This is a genomic window from Mucilaginibacter gotjawali, from assembly GCF_002355435.1.
Taxonomy (GTDB): Bacteria; Bacteroidota; Bacteroidia; order Sphingobacteriales; family Sphingobacteriaceae; genus Mucilaginibacter; species Mucilaginibacter gotjawali.
Genome location: NZ_AP017313.1, coordinates 1,224,540 through 1,245,192 on the forward strand (window position 1 = coordinate 1,224,540; position 20,653 = coordinate 1,245,192).

The following is a 20,653-nucleotide window of genomic DNA, read 5'->3' on the forward strand; positions in this document are numbered from 1 at the left end:
CAATTTATCCTCTTTTTGAGCTTAAAAGTAAAGCTGTTGAGCTCAAATTAGTTATTCCCCCTCCTCAAAACTATTCAACGCCCGCCAGATGGTGCGCTCGTCTTTCCTGAATTTAATTTCAGCCTCCATTACCGCCTGGCGTTTGTTCAAGCCGCGGGTTTTTCGCTGTGCCTCAATCCAAAGGTAAATTTCGCGGTATATGAAAATTTTTGTGGTGATAAACCCAGCCTTGTACATAGCCGAGAATACCCCATCATCAAATAGTGTGTTGGCAATTTTGATGTTCATGTATAGTTGATTGCGTTGGATTAAGTTGATTGGGTGACTAGTTGTTTTTAGAAGATCCGTACCTTTCAGCTTTTGCCTTTCACCTTACAGATTCACCCTGTTAATGGTTTGTGCCAAAATGTTTTGTTGATTGTTGATATCCTTCACGTCTACATAAACAGGCGGGAAGTTGTTGATCATCTGGTAGGCAATGGAGTTGGCCAGGTTCTTCTGATCGTGCACGGGCTGGTTGTAATAACGGTTGGCATCGCCGCCATCGGTAAATATACCGCCTACGGCATAGCCGCGCCCCGGATTTGCCATGGAGAAATCCCTGCCGCCAAAGCCAACGTTTATAGCGCTTACCAAGTTGCGCGCCCAGGGTACCTGCATGGCCTCTGATACAACAATTCCCTCGCCCGACCGCAGATAGGCGTTGGTGTTATCAGTTCTGCTGTATCCTGGCAAAATCCCGCCGCGCCCGTCTGAAGTATAGTGTACGCCACCTGTTGCGTAAGCCGGTGGTTTTTGTGCTGCTATGGTGGCTACCTGTATGGCTGTCTCGGCTATGATGCCGGGTATTACAAACGCACCGAGTACGCCTGTTTGCGAGGTGACCTTTGTAATTGCCAATGCCCCGTTAATAACCGCCTGTGCAATTGATGCTTCCTGCTCTTCTTTAAATGCCTTAACTTTTACCTGGGCCTCTTTTTGTTTGTATTTCTGTTCAATAGCCAGTTTTTGGGTTGATGTTAAACTGGTATTACTCAATTCGGCGGCTTTGTCCTGTTCAAGGCCTGTAATTTTGGCTTCACTGGCGTGTTTTATGGTGCCTTTTATCAAGTTAAAAGCGGCATCGGCGGCTTCTTTTTCTACTTTCTCTTCAAAAGCCTTCAATTCTTCAGCCTGTTTTTTGGCCTTGTCCGCTTTTTCCTTTGCTGCTTTATCGTCTATTTCCTTTAGTGCTTTATTGCGCTCATTTTCTAACTCCTTTATTTTTTCATTGTTTCCTTGTGCCTGTTCAATCTCAAACTGGTATTTATCTGTTATTAGTTTTTTTTCGGCAGTTAGCTTTGCTTCCGGATCCACTGCACCGTCGGCCGATTCCTGATCGGCCTTTACCAGTTTATCCTGTGCTTCCTGGTCGGTAATTTTTTTAAGTGCATCCTTTGTTTGCTGTTCAATGCCTATTTTTTTCTTGCCATTTATCTCCACAAGTTCAGTAACGGCATCCAAGCGGCTTTTTAATACCGAAACATCTGCATAAGGGATTAAAAGTAAAGTATCAGCCAGTTCAGCCGCAAGTTTTTTCTGCTGATCGCTGAGCTCATCAGTGCTTTTTTTGAGCTGCTGCAGTTTTTCGGTCTGTTCAAGGTTCAACTCGGCAATTTGCTTTGCCGATCCTTCCCGCATCCCTTTTATCGTTAATTCGGCCAGTTCATTTTGGGCCTGCTGGGTTTTCTCTTTATCCAGCTCATTATATTTATTGATGATGGCAGCCATGTTGGCCTGGTGCTCGCCCTTTAGCTGTTTGCTTACATCGTCAAATTCCTTTTGTGTTATTTGTTTATTTTTTAAAAAGTTTTTTAGTTTGGTAAGTTCATCCTGGTAATGATTGTTTTCTACGGCAGCCTCACTTCCGTAAGCCTCGAATGTGGTTTGCATCTGGCGCATCAACGAAGCTTTACGCATTTCTTCGGCTTGGGTAAGCAGTGATAGCTGTTTTTTTACTGTTTCACCACTACCCTTAACAAGTTGTTTGTTAGTTGTTGACGCCACCCCCAAAACTTTCGCGCCATTCTGTTCGGTGTCGCCAATTACTTTTTTTGCCAACGCCTCATTTTGCCTGTTTAATAAATTTGAGTCGGTTTTTAAATCGCCAATTGATTTTTTAGTTGCCTTAACCATATCGCGGATCCCTGCGAGTTTTTCAGAAAGACTTGCCTCTTCGGAGTCGACCATTCCAAACCCTCCCGCGCCAATTGCCTGGTTTTTCATATAGTCGTCGTATTCTTTTTGAGCAGCTTTAAGTTGTTTGGTGTATTGAGTAAGGTCTCCGTTTAGTTTTTCAAGATTACTGTCGTTGCCTAACGATCTTACCTGATTTTTGGTAATTATTTCTTCCGCGGCCTTTGCCCGGGCTGTTGCTATAATAGCTTTCGTCAGGTCGTCATAGCTTTTGGTAGCTTTTCCGTTTAATATAGCTTCAGATGACATGTTTCCAAAATAGTCAGGATATTGGCTCTGCAATTCAGATACAATTTTCTTCCGTTCTTCTAATTTAACATTATGGTCCTGGCTTGCCTTGTAAAGCAGGTTTAAGTGTACCAGTTCCTGCTGTGCGTCATTGGTGCCCTGCGCCATTGTCTGATTTACGGCATCCTGTACAATTTTATTGTCTTTTAGTGTTTTATTCAACGCTGTTAATGTCGTATCAGCTTTAAACCACCCGCTAACCACATCTATAATTTCCGGTAAAAAAGTAGTAAGAATTGCCAGGCCGCCGGTTAACGCCGCCATTAGCCCCTCGGCAGCAGCTTCCGCACCCCAAATAGCTGTTTTTACAGTTTTAAGCACACCTTCCCAGTCGCCAAATGAACTGATCAGCTCGGTAACATTACTTTTTACTTTTCCCCAGCCCGAACTCTGCTCCTTGTTCTGGCTGTTTAGTTTGTTGATAGAAGCAGTAAGTTTAGATATGTCTTTATCAAGCGAGGAAATACTTGATGAAATTCCCTGCAGGGGATTTGAAAGTCCATTTACAGAACTCCGCAAGCTATCAAATGCTGCCTTATATTGATTGATTTGCTGCTGCCCATCGGTGTTTACTTCTACATCAATGGTGATTTTTTTGCTGATATCGTCGGCCATAATTTTGTTTGGATAATTTGAATGTGTTTTAAGGAATTTATTTGCGGAAACCGTTGTTGCCAAAGCAATCGAACCAAAAGTTGATGTGGTTTGACATTAGAAATGGCTATGTGATTTCAGCGGTAGTGCAGGCGCGAGGCGGCCCGAATACAAAGATAGGCAATTATGTTTTATATTCCAATTGGCATAATATTTTTTAATCATGCTTCAGCGAAAGTTAATTTCTGTAATAAGCCTGAAGTTTTACCAGTTGTAAACTACAGCAGGTATCCCCGGTAAAAATATTTGCTAATTTTTTTGGCATTTTAAAAATATATTTTCACCTTTAGCTCATTAAATCTTAACAAATGAATAATCCTTATCTAAACATCATGAAAAAATCTTTTACTGTCGTTTTAATCCTTTTCACGCTTTATTCGTGCAAAAACAAGGATGCAGTTAACTACTTTAATGCCGGCGTGGCCAAAGCGCGTGAAAAAACAGATGTTGGTGATAGCACCGCGAATGAAGCCGCACGACAGGCAAAATATAAAGCCGTTTTGCATGATTTTGACCAGGCTATTGAAGCAGATAATAATTATATATTAGCTTATGAAAACAGGGCGATCGTAAAAAGAATACTGGGCGATTACTCAGGATGTATTGCCGATGCGGAAAAAGTCGCTTCCCTTGAACCGGATTCAGCTAACGTTTTTATTTTTATTGCCCGAACCAAATTGGAACAACTTAAAGACATTAAAGGAGCAATAGCCGCATACACCCAGGCGATAAAAATTAACTCCAATAATCCTGAATATTATGCAATGCGCGCGATGGCAGAAGGGCAGTTAAATGATTATACCAGTGCAATAAACGATTATAGTCATGCTATAGCCATTTGCCCTCCGGGCAGTTCAAAAATCAAAAGTTTTTACCGCCGCCGGGGCGATGTAAAGCTTGATATGAATGATAAAACCGGTTGCCTGGATCTTGTAAAAGCATCATCCCTAGGTGACGCCGATGCACAGGAAATGATCAGCCTTCGGTGTAAATAAGGATCTGTATGCCTTTAAATCTTAGCAAATGAATATACCTAATCTAAACATCGTGAAAAAATCTTTAGCTATTCTTTTAATTCTTTTTACCCTTTACTCGTGCAAAAACCATTCTGCTGTTGACTATTGCAATGCCGGCGAGAAAAAAATGCACGAAAAATCTGATGTTGGCGACGACGCCCTAAACAAGGCGAAATATAAAGTTGCCGTGCTGGATTTTGATACGGCGATTAACCTGGACAATAAATACGTTAAAGCGTATGCACTCAGGGCACTTGCAAAAAGTGCACTTGGCGATCACGACGGCGCTATGGCTGATGCAGAAAAAATAACTTCGCTACATCCTGACTCTGCCTCGTCTTATATTTTTGTGGCGAACATCAGGCAAAATGACTTTAAAGATTTTGAAGGCGCCATAAAAGCCTATGACCAGGCTATTAAGCTTCAGTCTGACATTCCAAGCATTTATGCTTTGCGCGGCCATGCTGAAAAGCAAACGAAGGACTATGCTGCCGCAATAAAAGACTACGACCACGCTATATCCATTTGTCCAACTGGGAATTCTTTAATGCCTTATTTATATAGCGGCCGTGGCCAGGTGAAGGTTGATATGAACGACAAAAGTGGTGCTTGCCTTGATTTTTCCAAAGCGGTGTCACTTGGTTATACAGGTGCTCAACAACTTATTGATGACAATTGCAAGTAATATAAGGTGTAACGTTTAGCCTGATCGGAGCAATAGCAATTAGTGCTTACCCCAGTTTCACCAACTCCACCTTTACAGGCTGCCCCTTACGCCAGGCATCTATTTTATTGATATAGTAGTAAGCGCTGTCCTGCTGAATGTAAACCGGTATCAACAGGTCGAGTTCGAGGATGTCACGCGGGGTGAGTAAAATATAACGCACCACTTTTTTGGTTTGGGTCAGGATTTTTTCCAATTCGGGGTAATACTGTTTGCGCAGATCTTCAAACATCAGGCTGGCCTGCCCAAAACCAGGTCCGAGGTCGGGGGCGTCGGGTTTGTAGAAATACGGGGTACTAATAATGTCATTTATCACCCTGGCAGGGTTAATGCCGTCGGTAAATTTTACGGTTTTACCTATTTCGCCAATTTTTAACTTCTGATCTATCAGGATCCGTGGCACCACACTTATCGTGAAATCATTGCCACCGCTGTTTTGATCGATCATGGTTATTTGCGCAACGCTGCCGCCGTAGTAGGGCCTGTTAAAACTCGGCCCGAATGGACTTTGTACCAGGGTAGCGCTTGCCGGCAAAGTTTGGTCGGCAATGCGTATTTGCGACCAGCCGTATTTTAACGGTAAAAGGTTTTCGTCGGTTTGGTATTGCATGTAATTTACCTGCGCATAATTGCCCAACTGGAAAGTAACCTGTTTGCCCTGGTTAAGGCATTTGTTGCTCCAGTCCCTGGCAATTGGGATATTATTTACAATATCTTTAAATGAATTGAAAGAAACTGTTTTATTGGTGTTATCCGTTTGGCAGATGATGCCAAAACGCTGCAGGGTATCTTTTAAAAGGTCTTTTTGTGAGATATCCGGAAAAATACGCTCGCATTGAACGGTTTGGCCATATAATACAATTTGATTAGCTGATTTAATGACCAGTTCGGCCCCGGCTGCCATAGTAAAAATAGATTGCGAGTAACCATTGAACTGATATATTGCCTTTATCATTCCACCCGCCGGTAAATCTGCGGACGCAGAAACTATGGTTTTTGGTGTAACAGTATAACCGTGCCGATAAGGCCCCAGCCTGATGAGTGAAGGATTATTGGACAGGTAATAGTTAGTAGTAGCCAGTGTTACATCGCCATTCGCAGGATCAGTGTAAATAATTTTTATATCAATGTTAGCCGCATAGCTGCCGTTGTAGTTGCCATAAAAGTAAAACGAGGGAATGGTAAGCGTAATGTTTACGCTGTTGCGTATAGTGCTGGTATAAATACCTGTTGATGCATTATAAAACCCATTTGGATTGTAAGTAACCCCGGGAAATACAACCATGCCAACGTTTACACCCGCTTTGCTGTATTTAACTGTTAGCGCCGAAGGCAGGTTTACATCGCATCCACGGCTGTCAACCTGGTTTTGATAATCAGCACCATGCTCAAAACTCCCGTTTGAGAATTGAGCGATCATCAGAGGATAAAGCGGATCGCCCATTAATGACCCTGAAGCTTTATAGCCAGTTGATTTTAATAACAGATCGATGGCTGTTTTGATAAAAAAGCCTGGGCGCAGGTTATGCACGTCAATGGACGTCGTAAAATCATCGGTCATATAGCCGTAATCAATGATGGGATAGATCCAGCCATCGGTTTTGGTTTGCGAATCAGCCGCTGAATTGATATCCCATGTATGGTCATAGGGCTGCCAAACCAGATTTTGCCCGTAATTGCTCCAGATACTGGTGCTATCGCCCATATCATACAACTTGCCGCCAATGCTGTCAAAAAAGTCGGTATTGCCTGATAATATAGTAATGTTAGCCGTATCCTGCTCGATTCCGTTTAATTCGCCAATCCCGTAAGGCACTATTTCAAGGCCGTCCTGGATGATCTTAGCCTCATACTTTTGATAGGGCAAATTAGTGGCAAAAGCCATATCATCCGGAAAGCCCAGTATTTGCCGGTTACGCTGGGTTAAAGGCAGTTTAAACTGGTTGCTGGTATTACCCTGCTGGTTTTGTACTTCGGCCAGGTTATTGATCTGGAAAGTGAGCGCGATAGGGCTGTCATCGCTCAGGTCGACTAATTGGTCATTTATGTAAAGTTGGATTTGGTCCATGTGTTTTGTTGGAAAGTTGTAATGTTGAAAGGTTTTAATGTTGGAAGCCTGTAGCGTCGGAAAATTTTAATGTCGAGATGATTTTATAAAAAGTGCGGGAATTGCGAGAAACAAATGCACAACATTTCAACTTTAAAACCTTCCAACATTTCAACAATATTACTGGCTCTGGATATTAATTGAAGGCATATTAAACGTTACACTGAATGGCGCCTGCCCGTTAATGGTTTCGTACTCGCTGAAGGTGGCGGTGTTTAATACGATGGTTTGCCATTTAACCGGGTTTTTATTTACCAGCATTTGCACTTTGGGCGAATATTTGATGGACTGCAGGCCCTTGATATCGTTTATAGAAAGATCCTCGGCCATTACTTTCATTTTCTGCCCTGCACTTTTACCTATTACTTCTTCAATGCCATCCTGGTTGGCCCAGTCTGATACGTAGTTTTTGATGATCACCGCGTTTTGCACATCAAGCGAAACTTCCTGGTTGTAAACAAAACGATAATAGTTCCAGCATCCGCTTAAACCTATCCAGCGCAGGTAAACCGATTGTTCGTCAACCGCATCATCAACCCTTACGGTTTGGGTTTGGGTAACGACATGCGCAACACCATTGCTATCGTTATACATCAGCGTGAGCTCAAAATAATAAACATCGCTATCGAAAACGGCGTTAACCAGCAGCCGGTTTAAACCCAATTGCGCCGGTAAGTTTGTATTGCCCGATGTTTGCCGGGCAATCACCAGCTTGCCGCCATCCTGGTTCAACAGCCAGGTGCCGTCTTCGTTAAGCAGGTAGCTGTTTGTGGTACCGGACAATGGGTTGCGGTTAATATCAAGCGGAACAAGGTTGCAATACAATTGCAGGCCCAATAGTTCTTCACTATAAATAAAACCAATATCAAATGGGTAACCATTCGAAAAGGCAGGTTCGGCAAAATCTGTTACCCATTTTGCCAGCTGGCTGTTAGTAGTAACCGAAGGGAAAGGCACATAAGCGGCCAGGTTGCCGCCGTAATTATCGCCCAGTTGTTTTGCGGCGTATACAACGTAATAGGGTGTGCTTACGGGCACATAGGTTAAGCTTTGTGTGCCGGTTAGTTTGCCGTCCCAGTATTCGGCATAAGCCACCTGGTAACTTGCGCTTAAGTTGCTGTCGCGATAATTAATTTGGGTAAAGTTACTATCGTCCTTAGCGCGCAACAGGCTTTGCAAAAAGTTACTGATGTCAGCCTTAACCAGGCCGGTATTATCGGGCCTGTTGGTTGAAATAATGGTATTTTGCTGCCCGCTGACAGGGTCCTGGTAAGTAATTTTTGTACGCACCTGGTAAAACGGGCGATTGGTGTTGCTGTTGATGTAACCGGTTGCATTTGAAATGTAAGGCGTGTTGATCACCAGGCTGCCATCATCCTTTACTTCATTTACCTGGTAGGTGCCGGTATAAACGCCGGCATTTATATAAACCAAAACGGGGCTGTTGTTGGTGAGTACTATGTTTTGCTTAACAGCGTTCGCATTGGCATTGTTATAGGCTTTAACTGCAGCAATAAGGGCCGTTTTATCGCAATTGGCCATTATTGCGGCGTTTCCGCTCAGGGTATCCAATGAAACGGAGATCACGTCAAAATCTTTCCGCTGATAGGTAAAAACTACCGGGTTAAATGCCGCATTCCAGCGGGAAACATTGCCTCCTGTTAAACTAACGGACGGATCGCTGACGAGTAAGCCGCTCAATACGGGGATAGTGATGGCCGAAACATTGATGCATCCATTGGCATCGCTTACATAAACATTTTTTAGCCCACCGGTTAAACCCGCAAATATGGGAGATGACTGAAAGGTAATATTATCAAGGCTATAAGTAATTGGCCCGTAGCTTGAAGTTGCCTGCACCGTAATTTGCCCATCGGCGGTGCCGGGTGAAGATTCGGGTTTATCGACGATAATAGTATTGATCACCAGGTCGCAAACATTTACCGGCGGCGGGTTGGCCGGTTCGGTGCTGATGCTGTCGATAGTGAATTTGGTGTAATAGGGGGTAGTGGTACTTGAGTCGCTTAGCTCGCCGTGGTACACCGCATACGTTTGACCGGCGATAATTTGTGAACCCTGGTAAATTACCCCGTTTAAGTTTTGCGTAAAATAAACGGTAACATTGTTTCCGTTAGCCGGCTGGCCGGTGTCGGCGTCAAACAGCGAAATAAGGATTTCACCGTATATTTTGGTCCCTTCTGTACCCGTTGCGCCCGGGCCTATAGTTGCGAATAATGCCATGTTGGTTAAATTGGTTGATTGAGTTGGATTGAGTTAGAATGAGTTAAAACAGGTTGATTAAGGACAATGCCTTCAGACTATCAAATCTGTAATTTGCTTGCTGATCTCGGTGGCAATAGCTTCCAGTATGGGGTTTAGGTGGTTGTTGATATTATCATCCCCCAATGGTTCTGATAGTATGCCCGGTTTACCTTTAAACCCTTTTTTATCGATTGACTTTTTGATGGCCCAGGCCGCCTTATCCGGAATGCCTTTTTCGCGGCACCATTGCTGTATGCGCTGTATCATCGGCGGATCGCCCGGCACGGCATTTGGCCCCGTTGGCCCGCGGCCGGTTTCTAAAAGCCTCATATAGTTGGGCAAGTTCAATTGCACACTATTATCCTGCTGGGTAATAGTTAACTGTTTGGCCGTTTGCCCGGTGGCACTGCTCCCCGCTGCCTGCAGGGAGTTGATAATATCGGTTTTAAGCAGTTGGAGGAGTTGGAGGAGTTGGGTGTTGTTCATTGTTTTGGTCCATAGTCCATAGTCGATGGACCATGGACATTGTTTGTGAAGTGGTGATTACAGCAGAGGTTTTGCCATGGTCTATGGTCCATTGACCATGGTCTAGCTAAAGCTATCAAAATACATTGTAGCTAAAGTGATAGTCAAATTTACCCCGGTAGTATTCACATCAAACTTATTATACACGGGCAGGCATTTGGCTTTGTCGCCGGCTTTTATCCTGAAATAGCGGCCTTCGCCTTCACGGTATTTGGATGCTTTTACAATAAACTCATTGGCCAGCGAGAGCGCCTGTGTTACATAGGTCTCGTTATCCGCCGTGTATTGGTCGAAGTCTGTCTTAAAAAGGAACTCCAAATAAATGGAGAAGGTATTATCCACCGAGCCATTTACCTGAGGCGAAACGTCAATAGGCTGCAAGGGGTACATAAAAACGCAGGGGAAAGACGCATCGTCGGCCAGTTGGTTTAGTTCGTTAGCGGTGCCGTATACAAAGGTTGGGGTATTGGTTAGGGTTTGTACAACGGCTTCAATTTGATTACGGATGGGCATGTTTTAGAGATTAGAGATTAGTTAATTAGAGATTAGTTGTTTTTAAGTCCGGAAACCTGCCTGCCGGTAGGTATGGTCAGTAAAGACCGAAAGTCCTGAAGATGATTTATTGTTGTTTGATAGAAACTCTTTAACTGAAATTCTTTCTTTCGGACTTTCGGACTTTCCTGACTTTCGGACTACGAAGTCAGCAACTCCCCATACCGCTTCTGGTACTCAGCTTCTGTCTTATTTAACAAAAGCTTAGTGAGCACGCGTTCGTAGGGCATGTTTAATATTTCCGTCCATTTGGTAATGTCGCCGCCGGAAAGGGAATTTATGGTGTTGATGTATTTAAACTTTTCAAAAGCCTGGATCCCTGCCTTTTTTTCCAGAACTGACGGAGCCGAAGCGAGTAGCCTGTTTTCGGTTTCGATAAGGAGGGATAACAGGTAAAAAAATGTTTGGCTATGGGCAGCGCCTCCGTTACCCTTAGTTTTTTATTTCGGCACAAAATTCTTCAGCTTCATATTCATTATATTTCTTACCTGTTGCCCTGCAATAAAAATAATGGGCAAGCACCTGGCAACAGGCTTTTAATGATGGCTTAAAGTTTTGTTGCCAATCATCGGGGCCATATTTTTCGATATGTTGGGTTATTTCGTCGCCAATAATTTCGCGGGCGGCCATAAATGCCCCGGCAGGTTCAACCGATAAGTTTTGCATCACGTTTACAGTATGGGCGCCTTCCGTTAAATTAAAAGTTATTTTTTTGGGGATGTCGTCGCTGTTGTACAACCATGCGATCTGGGCAGATAACAGCAGTACCGTTTCGCCAAATTGCTGCAGATCATCAAAGTTTTTAATGTTTTGCAATTGGTCAAGTTCAATGCCCGAAAGGATACTGATGGCTTCCAGGTCGTTTAGCTCGGGCTTATCCTGCATTTCGATCAGTTGGCCGAGCGTGATTTCATTTACTACGGAGGGGATTTTAACGCTGATTTTCCCCGTAATGGTTTTTATGGTTTTTTCTATCATGTTTTAATGGATTTCACCGATTTGGTTTTGATTTCACCGATAACATACTTTTTACTTAAGCAGATGGGCTGCAGCAAAATCAAACCATGGTTGTGCAGATGCAGGCATCCGGCTTTTTATATTCCCTTTTTTACCCGCGCCTAATTTATTAAGGGCCACGTAGCGCAACGGATCTATCAGATGGTTCCATCGGTCAACAGGTTCGTTCAATGTGCGGCCAGAACGATCGGTTTTCCATTTATACCTGCTTAACTCATTGCGCAGGTTAACGCTTCGCCGCGTGATCTTCAATTCATATCTTTTCAAAATATCGATGGAAATTTTAACGCTATCGGGCCCTTTTTTGGCCGGGTTGATGTGCCAGCCCATGCGCCGCAGTTCTTCAATTGATTTGGGTTCCGCACTGTCGGCCACTATTTCATCTTTTTTACTGATGCCGCTTTCAATAAGTTTGCCGGCTATATCGGGGTTGGTTAAACCTGTTTCGTAAAACATTTCATCAACCCAAAGCGCACCGTCGTGTTTATAAACCATAATAAAACCCGTTTCATCATTGGTATAACCAAAATCAAGGCCGGCTGCCAATAATTGTCTGTTTTCGGGCAACTCGTCAACTATTTTCCAGTTGTTTAGTACCAGGCCGCTTATTTTGCCGGTAAGGCCGCGGGCATAAACGCGCCATAGTTCTTCATCCACAACCTTTAACGATTCTATTTTATCCCTTAACTGCTGCGATAAAAATGGGTTGTGCCGGTGGTCTGATATGATGAGCTGTACCCCCGGCCGCCCCAAAAGGTTATCATGTACCCAGAAGGCTATATTGGGGTTAAAATCGATAAAAATCTTTTGGCGCGTACGCAATGCCAGTTCGCAATAAACTTCCCAGGACACGCCGTTGGCCTCGTTTACAAAAAGGTAGTCGCGCTTCCCTGACTTTGCATCCTGGGCATTATCATAGCTTTTAAACTCAATTAAACTGCCGTTGTGGAACTCAAACAGCCTGTCGGTTTTGTTATAGTTTTTTATCGCTGCCCGCAACACTTCGGATGAGCCGTAAATATTTGCAGCATCGCGCAGCGCACCGGCTTTAAGGTTGGGAATGTCCTGCCCAACTACTGTAATTACCAGTTTTTCGGTACTGCCGGCAAGGCAAAACAGCACTTGTTCAATAGCGTAAGTCTTACCGCTGCTGGTGCCGCCCTGGTTAATAACTATATGGGCACTGCTATTATAATTCTGCCTGAAAAGGGCCGTAGCTGTCTGATCTGCCATAAAAAACTGTAATTAATTGATATTTAGCGGCCAAGCTGTTGCATTATTGATAAAACAAATGGTACATTTAACCTGAAAAAGGTTGTGGCCATGAAATTTAAGTGTTTGTTACTGAGTGTTGTTGTTTTAATGTGCTTGTGGTCATGCAAAAAAAACACCGCTACACCTGTACCCACCGTTAGCATTGTAGGTAAATGGCAGTTGGTTAAACAATACTCATTGCTGTTTAATAATGGTACGGTGATAGACAGCATCAAAAAATCGAAATTTACAAACAACGATTTTGTTCAATATTTAAGTGATGGTACCGGCTATTATTCAAAATCCACACCTACGGGGCCAAGCCTGAGCGAATTCACCTATACCATAAAGGGATCGATTATAACCGAATTTATAAGTATTGAAAACAAAGGTGTGCCCGAAACGGTAACCAGTTTAACTGCCAATAGTTTATCGGTGCATATTGAATCATTGGTTCCTGATCCTAATGATCCTTCTGTTTATGATACCGAAAAAGACGATCTGAGCTATACCAAATAGATCAGTTTAAAATTACCTCTTTTTCGTCCCCGGCTGGTTGAAAGCCGGTTTCAATAATCTTGATGGTAAATGTTTTCGGGGCAGCATCTTTCCCTGTTTTATTCTCGCTCCGTTCATCCCATCCAAAACTTTTAAGTGCAAACATGGCCCCTGTTGGCGATTGCTGCAACAGCCTCCGCTCGTAAATAGCCTGCAGGCGCAAACGGGCGCGTTGCAGGGCGGGGGCAAATTCGCCTTTTTGTTCGTAATCTTCAAATGCGGCAAGGCTGTTAAAGCCCAGGTAAAGCGCCAGGCCAGATAAGGTTGCCGGTTCAGCATCCCTGGCCGTTGCTTCACTTAGTTGGGCTGGCTCGGTTTTGCCTTTTGATTTTTTTCATTTTGGGGTGCTTCGTTTGATAAATTAAAGTAAGCATCAATCCGATTGGCTAGCTGTTTAAAGGTGGTAAAGGCAATGGAATCCATTTTTATGATTAAAATGCCATTTGGCATATTGTTAATGTAAAGATACGGCAAATAATTTTAAAATGCAAATATTTTTAGCAAAACGCTATTTTTTTTTACCCGGACCCGCAGATAAAAGATTGTTTCATTTTTTGTTTTAATTTTTGTTTAAACCCTTGTAAATCCTGTAAGTCCAAACCGCAGGGTTAAAAAATGTTAAAATGTTAGTTGTATTAATAATTAAGCAACTTTTTATCATTTATATTCGTAACTAAGTTTGTATATTTATACGTTGGATCTATTAATATGGGGAACAGAGGGTTTACTTATATTTTTCATTGTTTACAGTGTGTTTAATGGCAGCCGCCTCGTCGTGCCAAAAGGATGCTGCTGTGAACAACCCTGACCCAACAACGACCACCGTTAGTGCCGATAGTTCAGCAGTATCTTCACCAAATAATTTTCTGGCTGTTTCCGGTACGCTTAAAATTAAGTTTAACGATTCCACTTACACCTTTAATGCCGCTACTGATTCTATTGCTTTTATCAACGTGCGCAGTGATGATAATACCCGTTATTTTGGCATTACCGCAATAAATAAAGACCATAGTATGAGCTTTGGGATCAGCTCTGCCGGCTTCCCGTACAGCAATATTAACCGCGCCATTGCCGGCAGCCAGTTTATCATGAGCGCAGATGCAAAACAACCTGCGCTGCAGCTTTCACTGAGCCGGTACTCTGAGCCCAAGAGTTTGGGCAACATCAATGTGGTGCAATATAATTCAGCCAAAGAGTTAGCCAAAGGCACGTTCTATACTTTTATGGCCAGGGATGATAAAGCAAATTCACCATACTACAGGGTGGAAGGTACTTTTGATCTGCAGCTGAAGTAGGGGGGGGGCCGAAAGTCGGGAAAGTCAGTAAAGTCCGAAAGAGAAAATCAAGAATTTTATTTTTACCCTCTTTTTTGCCTGCAAAAGAGAGGGTCGGAGAGCCTGCCGGCCGGCAGGCGTAGCGAATCCGGGGTGAGTTAACCCGCCGCTATGCGTTTGCGCCAATGTCCGCAGGGTTGACTCACCCGGTCATCGCTACGCGTGACCAGCCCTCTCTTCCGCAAGCGGTAAAGAGGGCATTTTTTTTATAATTTACAAATGTCTCTTCTTAAACCCGGATGGGTTTTCTCCTGTTAATTTCTTAAACGTTTTATTAAAATAGCTCAATTGCTCAAAGCCTATGGCGTAGCAGGTTTCGGTAATGGTTTTATCCTGCAATAATAAATTTTTTGCCTGGCTTATACGGTATTGGTTTAAAAAATCGGTAAAGGTTTGTTTGGTTTGCTTTTTAAAATAGCGGCAAAAGGCGGGCGTGGTCATGTTTGCCATTTCGGCCAGCTGGTTAACATCGGGTTTTAAATGGTAATTTTCCTCCACGTACCTATAAATAAAGCTCATCCTTTTTTGCTGCTTTTCAAAGGCTTTGTTGCCTGCCGGGTTACTATTTAAAACCTGTACTTCGGTACTGGTTGCCAGTTGCTGAAAAATTTGCAGCAGGCTCAATAACTGATCGAACCGGTTAAGGCTTTGCAGCTTTTTTAGGGACTCTGCAACTTTGGCTTTTGTGTCACCATAAAATGATAACCCGTAGCAGGCGTTTTTAAACAGTTGCTTTATGGCGGCAATCTCGGGGTTATTAAAAAACACTTCGCCCAAAAAATTCTCTTTCATTTGTATCACTACCTGTTTACAGGCTGTATGTACGCCGTAATCAAAATTAAGATGCGGGATGTTGGGGCCGATAAATACCAGGTCGCTGCCTTCGTAGCGCGAGATATGGTCGCCTACATGCCTGGGGCCGCCGGCAGATTCTACATAAACAATTTCATATTCCGGATGCAGGTGCCATAAAAAGGTAGTGCTTAAGCTGGGGTTAAGTATTTTAAAGGAGCTGCCCATATCGGGCTGTACTTCTTCCAGTTGTAGTTTACGCATTTTATTTATCTCCTTTAAACAATTCTCTCTGTCCTTCATGCCTCTCTCCGTTTTCTTAGTGGTATAAATTAACCACAAAGGGCGCTAAGAAGGCACAAAGAGCACAAAGGGATAACTTGATTTACCCTAAATTTATTGAAAAGGTACATAAAATATCAATACAGTGCAAATATTGGTCATTTAAGGATTGGTTTTAAAATCAACCTAAACCTAATTTTGGTATAACCAATTGAAAAAAATTAAACCATGAATACTAAAGAAAACGCAACCATGACTACCATGGCCACCATGGCGCCTGCCAACGCCCATAAAGAGATCCCGGGGAACCCATCAACCGCCAAAAGCAGTTTTATGAAACTGAACGACCGTAGTAACGGCAAGCCGCTAAAGGTTTTAAGCGAAGACGACTGGAAGTTTTGGATAGAGAACGGCTATATCGTCATCAAAAATGCGGTACCGCGCGAACAGGCCGAACGCACTGCCAACTTTTTGTGGGAATTTGAAGAAAAGGACCCCAACAACCCCGAAACCTGGTATGCCCCGCCACGTGCCGAGATCCAGATGAAAGAACTGACTAACACCGGCATGGTAGAGGTATACAACCACCAATACCTGTGGGATAACCGCCAAACCCAGCGCGTGTACGATGCCTTTACCGACATTTGGGGCACCGAAAAACTTTGGGTAACCATTGACCGTGCCAACCTTAACTTTCCGATACGGCCGGGGTTTGAATATAAGGGCTTTATCCATTGGGACTATGACCCGGAAACACGCCCGCAAAATGTACAGGGTGTGCTAGCCCTTGCCGACCAAACCGACGAAAACATGGGGGGCTTTCAATGCATTCCATGGCTGTATCGTAACTACGATACCTGGAAACTAAGCCAGCCGGCCGACCGTGATTATTTTAAACCTGATGTTACAGGGCTGGAGCATGTGAAGGTAAAAATGGAGGCCGGCGACCTGCTGATCTTTAATAGCCTTGAGCCGCATGGCATAAGGGCCAATAACAGCGGTAACAAAGTGCGCATAGCCCAATACATTGCCATGATGCCCGCCCAGGAAGATGACGAAACGCTTCGCCAGTGGCGCATCAACTCGTGGAAAGACCGGATTGCCCCCGAAGGCTACGCCTTTCCCGGCGACCCGCGCAACTGGGAGCGAACCAAATACCCAACCGCCCAGCTAAGCGAACTCGGCGAGAAGCTGCTTGGGTTGAAAGATTGGGAGTAGGGGGAAGTCCGAAAGTCAGTAAAGTCCGAAAGTCCGAAAGTCCGAAAGTCCGAAAGTCCGAAAGCCTGCCTGCCGGCAGGCAGGTCCGGAAGAACAAAGTATTAATTTTTTCACCCTCTTTATCGCTTGCGATAGATAGGGTCGACCAGCGTAGCGCAGTCGGGGTGAGTAAACTCGCCGCCATGCATGGGCGGTAGTGTCCGCAGGGTTGACTCACCCGGTCATCGCTGCGCTCGACCTGCCCTCTCTTCCGCAAGCGGTAAAGAGGGCTTGAAAATTTTAAATATTTTTTGGTTCGATGAAGATGCGTCTGTTGTTTTTATTGGTAATCAGTTGCTTAACAAATAATGAAAAATAAATTTCATTATTTGTTAATTACAAATGTGTATCAATTGATAAAAAGTACTATTGCCACATTTTCGTTAATTCCGACATTGAAAATCCGACATCCCAAATCAAAAAGTAATCCTTAAGCAATAAATGCTTTTACCATTCACCTTTTAGCTTTCATCTCAAAAAAACCGCTATATTATCCGTATCTTTGCATAAATTTAAAAACATTGATGAAAGTATTTATTGCCGGGCTCCCATTAGAAGTGGACGAGAACGAATTAAGTGCCGTTTTTGGTGATTTTGGGCCGGTAAAGTCCCTCAGGATCATTAAAGACCGCGAAACAAAAGAGAGTAAAGGTTTTGGTTTTGTTGAGATGGTGAATGACGCGGAAGCTAAAGAAGCGATCAGGTGCATGAATGGCGCAAGCTATTACGGCCGCCGTATTACGGTAAACATTGCCGAAGATAAGGGCCCCGGTTTTAATGCCGGTGGTGGTGCCAAAGGTGGCTTCAGACGCAACTAATAACAAATAACATTATTCTTTTTTGAAATTGAAAGCTTTCCGGTTTCCCGGGAAGCTTTTTTTGTGCCTACTAAATGGTTGTATCAAAAGTAAAACAATGAAGGATTGTATTAGATATATTTTGCACTGTAAAAACGCGGTGCCTCTCTGTGCCATCTTCGCGCACTTTGTGGCAACATTTAACCACAGAGGCCACGGAGATGAGAACGCAAAGATCACAGAGGCAAATATTATTTTGTGAGCTTTTTATAAACAGACTTTTGAGGCAGCCTCAGCATAAGGCTGGGTATTTATCTGGTAGATATGGTTTAAATGTTTTTTTGGATTACTTTAGCCTGATCAAAAACCCCATCGCCCTGATTAATGGATACCCTTACCGATAACCGCCGGAACATAATTTTAATAGTTGGGATCCTGTTTGCGTTTTTGTATTACCCGTTGCTGGGGCATTTTGTTTTTTACGGCCAAAGCCACACGCTGCAAATGGTGCTTTATTCGCGGTTATTTATCTGGCTGGAGGTAGCGCTGCTATTTTGTTACGCCCGCTGGGGCGAGAAAAGCAGGCTTTTGCTTTGGGCCGAAAAATCCAATGGCTTTTGGTTTTATCCTGCTTCATTCGCTGCACTTTACCTGCTGGCCATAGGGGCCGGTATTGTATCAAAAATTCCCCTGGCATTTGGCCTGCATGATAACCAGCAGGTAGTGCGCGAGATGGCCGTCATTGTTAATAAAAACGTGCCGCTGATGGTGTTTTTTTGCCTTACAGCCGGCTTTACCGAAGAGTTGATCTTCCGTGGCTACCTGGTGCCGCGGCTTGAGGCGTTGTTTAAAAATAAAACCGCTGCTGTTGTGGTTTCTGCGGTGATGTTCTCATTGGCGCATTACCATTATTTCAGCATCAGCGAAACCATATTTACCTTTTGTTTAGGTGTTGTTTTTGCCATTTATTACCAATGGTACCGCAATATTAAAGTGTTGATATTTACCCATGCTTTTATTGATTTTGTATCCTTCGTAATTTTTGGCTACCTGCAGGCGCATCATTTGCAAAGGTAGTGCGCTTTATTGTTATATGTGTTTTTTATAATTAAGGTATTTAATATAGTACCTTGGAATTTGTACTGTAGTTATTATTAAAAACATGAACGAACCTTTTAAGCTTGAAAAAATGCTATGGACTGATGTCGACTTTGATACGATGAGTTGGCACGATAATCCTATTCATGGCTTTTGTTTCGATAAAGATTTTAAATTTTATCTCGACATCGATTATATTTTTAGATGGGTGAAAACAAAGAATGGCAAGCATTTTAAGTTTTGGATTTCTCCATGTACACTTGTTTTTGAAAATGTTTATGATTTTAAAATGGAAGAAGACAATCCTTCAGATTTGGTCATTTTAGCAGTTGAAAGAGACAATGCGAAAGTGCCAAGAAATGTAGAATTTATTAAAAAGGATACAGAATATGATTGGTTGATCGAAACACTTCATGGAGAAATGACTTTTACATCGGTCGGATTTAAACAATATGTCAGGTCGCAACCGGTTTTAATCGGCAATCAAATAATAGAATTATCCAAGCGTGGAGGTGTCTCCTTTGACACTACGATAAGTAAATGAAATGTCTATAACTTCACCGCAGGCAACCCATAAGCTTTTCTTAATTTCTTATAGTCAGCTATCGGGAACTGTACCAGCAATGGATTGTTTTTGGCGTTGATCCAATGCAGTACGCGCAGCATGTTGGCCTCGGTCATGGCGGTGCAGCCGTCGGTGCCTTCGGCGGCATTGCCCCAGATGTGCATAAAGATGCAGGAGCCATCGCCCGGAACTACTTTGCCTGAGTTGTGATTGATGAAAAGGCCCCATTTGTAGTAGTCTTTTTTAAGGTGCATTTCCTCAAAACTGTTATAGGCGGTTTTTGCGGTATCCTTCCGTACCAGGGTATTGTAATAGGCCGATTTTGAATCATCAACACAGATGAGCGTATCACTTGCGCATACATAATGGTCCTTTATCCAGGTGGCATCCTTTTTATTACCATAACCAAAGGCCGTGCCGATGGTAAAAACACCGGCAGGCGAGCGTTTATCACCTTCGCGCTTTACGGGGGCGCCAGGCAGGTTAAACGGAATAATGCCATCGCCAACGGCAAGCCCTGCAGTGCCTACCACAATAGCATTGCTGAATTTTAGCACCCAGTGGTGGTTAACACGGTTAAATACAAATATTTTACCCTGCAGGTTGTTCCAGCCGTCGGTAACTACCACCATTAGCTGCTTTGATTTTGGCAGGCGTGCTGTTATTTCCCGGGCGCTTGCTGTTGCCGCCATGCAAAAACATACAAAAGGCAGCAATAAACGTGTTAACTTTTTCATATATCGAACTAAAATAAAAGTAAACCCCAATAAATTATAATTTACTTTCACTGTTAAAAGTAAACTTAGCAATTTTTAAGTTTACTTAGATAAAGTATCTCACAACGTATCCACAATCTCCGAATGATTATCAATTCTCTGCTGGTAATAAGCATCCGAATGGTAATGATGGAAGATGATCAGCATCACGCTAAAAATTACTGCTAACAGCAGCAGGATGAACCAGGCTTTTGGGTTTTTGGTAATTGTCATAATTGTTAATTTTAATTGTTGGTTAATGGATGGTTGTTGTTAATTTTACAGTGAAAAACACTGCACCATGGAAAAGAAGTTTGTTTTAGGCGACGTAGTTATTTTAATAACCGACGGGCCGCAGATGATAGTTGAAGGCTACCTTGTTACCGAAGATACCCCGGGTAAATTTACCGAAAGCGACGAACTGGTTAACGTAGTTTACTTTGCCGGCGACAGCTTTAAACGCGACACTTTTCACCAGGATATCCTTCTTTTTGCTGACGAAGCGGAAGGGTAGAGGCAAGGGTGAAAGTTCGAAAGATTTAATATCAATCATGCATAATATGCTAAATGGCATATTTTAA

The 20,653-nt window shown here is 43.2% G+C and carries 20 protein-coding genes and 1 pseudogene; 9 read left to right on the forward strand and 12 right to left on the reverse strand.

Features of this window, described 5'->3' with window-relative positions; all coding sequences use genetic code 11:
* Positions 1-51 precede the first annotated feature (51 nt).
* Together MgSA37_RS05555 and MgSA37_RS05560 are read right to left on the reverse strand one after the other, a co-directional pair.
* The gene (locus MgSA37_RS05555; RefSeq protein WP_096350234.1) at positions 52-288 is read right to left on the reverse strand and encodes a hypothetical protein; all 237 of its coding nucleotides are present in this window, start codon (positions 286-288) and stop codon (positions 52-54) included.
* 84 nt (positions 289-372) lie between these two features.
* Positions 373-3,138, reverse strand: coding sequence for a hypothetical protein (locus MgSA37_RS05560; RefSeq protein WP_157750451.1), 2,766 nt, complete (start codon positions 3,136-3,138; stop codon positions 373-375).
* A gap of 371 nt (positions 3,139-3,509) precedes the next feature.
* Between MgSA37_RS05560 and MgSA37_RS05565 the strand changes: the two genes are divergently transcribed.
* Positions 3,510-4,172 (forward strand): tetratricopeptide repeat protein, encoded by a 663-nt coding sequence (locus tag MgSA37_RS05565; RefSeq protein WP_096350236.1) that lies wholly within the window; start codon positions 3,510-3,512, stop codon positions 4,170-4,172.
* Positions 4,173-4,224: 52 nt separating this feature from the next.
* Positions 4,225-4,878 carry a tetratricopeptide repeat protein gene (locus MgSA37_RS05570; RefSeq protein WP_172885295.1) on the forward strand — a complete coding sequence of 218 codons (654 nt, stop codon included), beginning with the start codon at positions 4,225-4,227 and terminating at the stop codon, positions 4,876-4,878.
* Between the two features lie 46 nt (positions 4,879-4,924).
* Here MgSA37_RS05570 and MgSA37_RS05575 read toward each other — a convergent pair whose 3' ends face one another.
* The 6 genes from MgSA37_RS05575 to MgSA37_RS05600 form a co-directional block, all read right to left on the reverse strand.
* Positions 4,925-6,985 carry a hypothetical protein gene (locus MgSA37_RS05575; protein WP_096350238.1) on the reverse strand — a complete coding sequence of 687 codons (2,061 nt, stop codon included), beginning with the start codon at positions 6,983-6,985 and terminating at the stop codon, positions 4,925-4,927.
* Positions 6,986-7,144: 159 nt separating this feature from the next.
* The gene (locus MgSA37_RS05580; protein ID WP_096350239.1) at positions 7,145-9,265 is read right to left on the reverse strand and encodes a hypothetical protein; all 2,121 of its coding nucleotides are present in this window, start codon (positions 9,263-9,265) and stop codon (positions 7,145-7,147) included.
* 72 nt (positions 9,266-9,337) lie between these two features.
* Positions 9,338-9,772, reverse strand: a complete 435-nt coding sequence (locus tag MgSA37_RS05585) for a hypothetical protein (protein ID WP_096350240.1) — start codon at positions 9,770-9,772, stop codon at positions 9,338-9,340.
* A gap of 102 nt (positions 9,773-9,874) precedes the next feature.
* Positions 9,875-10,324: a hypothetical protein gene (locus tag MgSA37_RS05590; protein ID WP_096350241.1), complete on the reverse strand. Its 450-nt coding sequence runs from the start codon at positions 10,322-10,324 to the stop codon at positions 9,875-9,877.
* Positions 10,325-10,795: 471 nt separating this feature from the next.
* The gene (locus tag MgSA37_RS05595; protein WP_096350242.1) at positions 10,796-11,341 is read right to left on the reverse strand and encodes a hypothetical protein; all 546 of its coding nucleotides are present in this window, start codon (positions 11,339-11,341) and stop codon (positions 10,796-10,798) included.
* Between the two features lie 51 nt (positions 11,342-11,392).
* Positions 11,393-12,613: a PBSX family phage terminase large subunit gene (locus MgSA37_RS05600; protein ID WP_096350243.1), complete on the reverse strand. Its 1,221-nt coding sequence runs from the start codon at positions 12,611-12,613 to the stop codon at positions 11,393-11,395.
* Between the two features lie 90 nt (positions 12,614-12,703).
* Between MgSA37_RS05600 and MgSA37_RS05605 the strand changes: the two genes are divergently transcribed.
* Positions 12,704-13,153, forward strand: coding sequence for a hypothetical protein (locus MgSA37_RS05605; protein ID WP_157750453.1), 450 nt, complete (start codon positions 12,704-12,706; stop codon positions 13,151-13,153).
* A gap of 1 nt (position 13,154) precedes the next feature.
* On the opposite strand, the pseudogene MgSA37_RS05610 reads toward MgSA37_RS05605, so the two are convergent.
* Positions 13,155-13,460: pseudogene (locus tag MgSA37_RS05610) on the reverse strand (terminase small subunit); the annotation flags it as partial.
* Positions 13,461-13,950: 490 nt separating this feature from the next.
* On the opposite strand from MgSA37_RS05610, the gene MgSA37_RS05615 reads away from it, so the two are divergent.
* On the forward strand, positions 13,951-14,487 hold the full coding sequence (locus MgSA37_RS05615; protein ID WP_096350246.1) for a hypothetical protein: 537 nt from the start codon (positions 13,951-13,953) through the stop codon (positions 14,485-14,487).
* A gap of 252 nt (positions 14,488-14,739) precedes the next feature.
* On the opposite strand, the gene MgSA37_RS05620 is transcribed toward MgSA37_RS05615, so the two are convergent.
* Positions 14,740-15,582 (reverse strand): AraC family transcriptional regulator, encoded by an 843-nt coding sequence (locus MgSA37_RS05620; protein WP_096350247.1) that lies wholly within the window; start codon positions 15,580-15,582, stop codon positions 14,740-14,742.
* A 246-nt stretch (positions 15,583-15,828) separates the two neighbouring features.
* On the opposite strand from MgSA37_RS05620, the gene MgSA37_RS05625 reads away from it, so the two are divergent.
* The 4 genes from MgSA37_RS05625 to MgSA37_RS28115 all read left to right on the forward strand — a co-directional run bounded on the left by MgSA37_RS05625 (position 15,829) and on the right by MgSA37_RS28115 (position 19,296).
* Complete coding sequence (locus MgSA37_RS05625; protein ID WP_232010786.1) at positions 15,829-16,818, forward strand: phytanoyl-CoA dioxygenase family protein; 990 nt, start codon at positions 15,829-15,831, stop codon at positions 16,816-16,818.
* Positions 16,819-17,381: 563 nt separating this feature from the next.
* Positions 17,382-17,675 carry an RNA recognition motif domain-containing protein gene (locus tag MgSA37_RS05630; protein ID WP_096350248.1) on the forward strand — a complete coding sequence of 98 codons (294 nt, stop codon included), beginning with the start codon at positions 17,382-17,384 and terminating at the stop codon, positions 17,673-17,675.
* 363 nt (positions 17,676-18,038) lie between these two features.
* Entirely contained in the window at positions 18,039-18,731 is a 693-nt protein-coding gene (locus MgSA37_RS05635) for a CPBP family intramembrane glutamic endopeptidase (RefSeq protein ID WP_096350249.1), read from the forward strand.
* Between the two features lie 85 nt (positions 18,732-18,816).
* The gene (locus MgSA37_RS28115) at positions 18,817-19,296 is read left to right on the forward strand and encodes a hypothetical protein (protein WP_157750454.1); all 480 of its coding nucleotides are present in this window, start codon (positions 18,817-18,819) and stop codon (positions 19,294-19,296) included.
* Between the two features lie 5 nt (positions 19,297-19,301).
* Here the strand turns inward: MgSA37_RS28115 and MgSA37_RS05645 are convergent, their stop codons facing one another.
* Together MgSA37_RS05645 and MgSA37_RS28120 are read right to left on the reverse strand one after the other, a co-directional pair.
* The gene (locus MgSA37_RS05645; RefSeq protein ID WP_096350250.1) at positions 19,302-20,054 is read right to left on the reverse strand and encodes a L,D-transpeptidase family protein; all 753 of its coding nucleotides are present in this window, start codon (positions 20,052-20,054) and stop codon (positions 19,302-19,304) included.
* A 99-nt stretch (positions 20,055-20,153) separates the two neighbouring features.
* Complete coding sequence (locus MgSA37_RS28120) at positions 20,154-20,306, reverse strand: hypothetical protein (RefSeq protein WP_157750455.1); 153 nt, start codon at positions 20,304-20,306, stop codon at positions 20,154-20,156.
* Positions 20,307-20,373: 67 nt separating this feature from the next.
* Between MgSA37_RS28120 and MgSA37_RS05650 the strand changes: the two genes are divergently transcribed.
* Positions 20,374-20,586: a hypothetical protein gene (locus tag MgSA37_RS05650; protein WP_096350251.1), complete on the forward strand. Its 213-nt coding sequence runs from the start codon at positions 20,374-20,376 to the stop codon at positions 20,584-20,586.
* Positions 20,587-20,653 lie beyond the last annotated feature (67 nt).

Excerpts from the sequence above, each read along its gene's own strand:
- MgSA37_RS05615 (WP_096350246.1), top strand. The coding sequence starts at position 13,951 with ATGGCAGCCGCCTCGTCGTGCCAAAAGGATGCTGCTGTGAACAACCCT.
- MgSA37_RS05625 (WP_232010786.1), top strand. The coding sequence starts at position 15,829 with ATGAATACTAAAGAAAACGCAACCATGACTACCATGGCCACCATGGCG.
- MgSA37_RS05585 (WP_096350240.1), bottom strand. The coding sequence starts at position 9,772 with ATGAACAACACCCAACTCCTCCAACTCCTCCAACTGCTTAAAACCGAT.
- MgSA37_RS05600 (WP_096350243.1), bottom strand. The coding sequence starts at position 12,613 with ATGGCAGATCAGACAGCTACGGCCCTTTTCAGGCAGAATTATAATAGC.
- MgSA37_RS05565 (WP_096350236.1), top strand. The coding sequence starts at position 3,510 with ATGAAAAAATCTTTTACTGTCGTTTTAATCCTTTTCACGCTTTATTCG.
- MgSA37_RS05630 (WP_096350248.1), top strand. The coding sequence starts at position 17,382 with ATGAAAGTATTTATTGCCGGGCTCCCATTAGAAGTGGACGAGAACGAA.
- MgSA37_RS05560 (WP_157750451.1), bottom strand. The coding sequence starts at position 3,138 with ATGGCCGACGATATCAGCAAAAAAATCACCATTGATGTAGAAGTAAAC.
- MgSA37_RS05650 (WP_096350251.1), top strand. The coding sequence starts at position 20,374 with ATGGAAAAGAAGTTTGTTTTAGGCGACGTAGTTATTTTAATAACCGAC.
- MgSA37_RS05645 (WP_096350250.1), bottom strand. The coding sequence starts at position 20,054 with ATGAAAAAGTTAACACGTTTATTGCTGCCTTTTGTATGTTTTTGCATG.
- MgSA37_RS05595 (WP_096350242.1), bottom strand. The coding sequence starts at position 11,341 with ATGATAGAAAAAACCATAAAAACCATTACGGGGAAAATCAGCGTTAAA.
- MgSA37_RS05635 (WP_096350249.1), top strand. The coding sequence starts at position 18,039 with ATGGATACCCTTACCGATAACCGCCGGAACATAATTTTAATAGTTGGG.
- MgSA37_RS05620 (WP_096350247.1), bottom strand. The coding sequence starts at position 15,582 with ATGCGTAAACTACAACTGGAAGAAGTACAGCCCGATATGGGCAGCTCC.
- MgSA37_RS28115 (WP_157750454.1), top strand. The coding sequence starts at position 18,817 with ATGAACGAACCTTTTAAGCTTGAAAAAATGCTATGGACTGATGTCGAC.
- MgSA37_RS28120 (WP_157750455.1), bottom strand. The coding sequence starts at position 20,306 with ATGACAATTACCAAAAACCCAAAAGCCTGGTTCATCCTGCTGCTGTTA.
- MgSA37_RS05590 (WP_096350241.1), bottom strand. The coding sequence starts at position 10,324 with ATGCCCATCCGTAATCAAATTGAAGCCGTTGTACAAACCCTAACCAAT.
- MgSA37_RS05605 (WP_157750453.1), top strand. The coding sequence starts at position 12,704 with ATGAAATTTAAGTGTTTGTTACTGAGTGTTGTTGTTTTAATGTGCTTG.
- MgSA37_RS05575 (WP_096350238.1), bottom strand. The coding sequence starts at position 6,985 with ATGGACCAAATCCAACTTTACATAAATGACCAATTAGTCGACCTGAGC.
- MgSA37_RS05580 (WP_096350239.1), bottom strand. The coding sequence starts at position 9,265 with ATGGCATTATTCGCAACTATAGGCCCGGGCGCAACGGGTACAGAAGGG.
- MgSA37_RS05555 (WP_096350234.1), bottom strand. The coding sequence starts at position 288 with ATGAACATCAAAATTGCCAACACACTATTTGATGATGGGGTATTCTCG.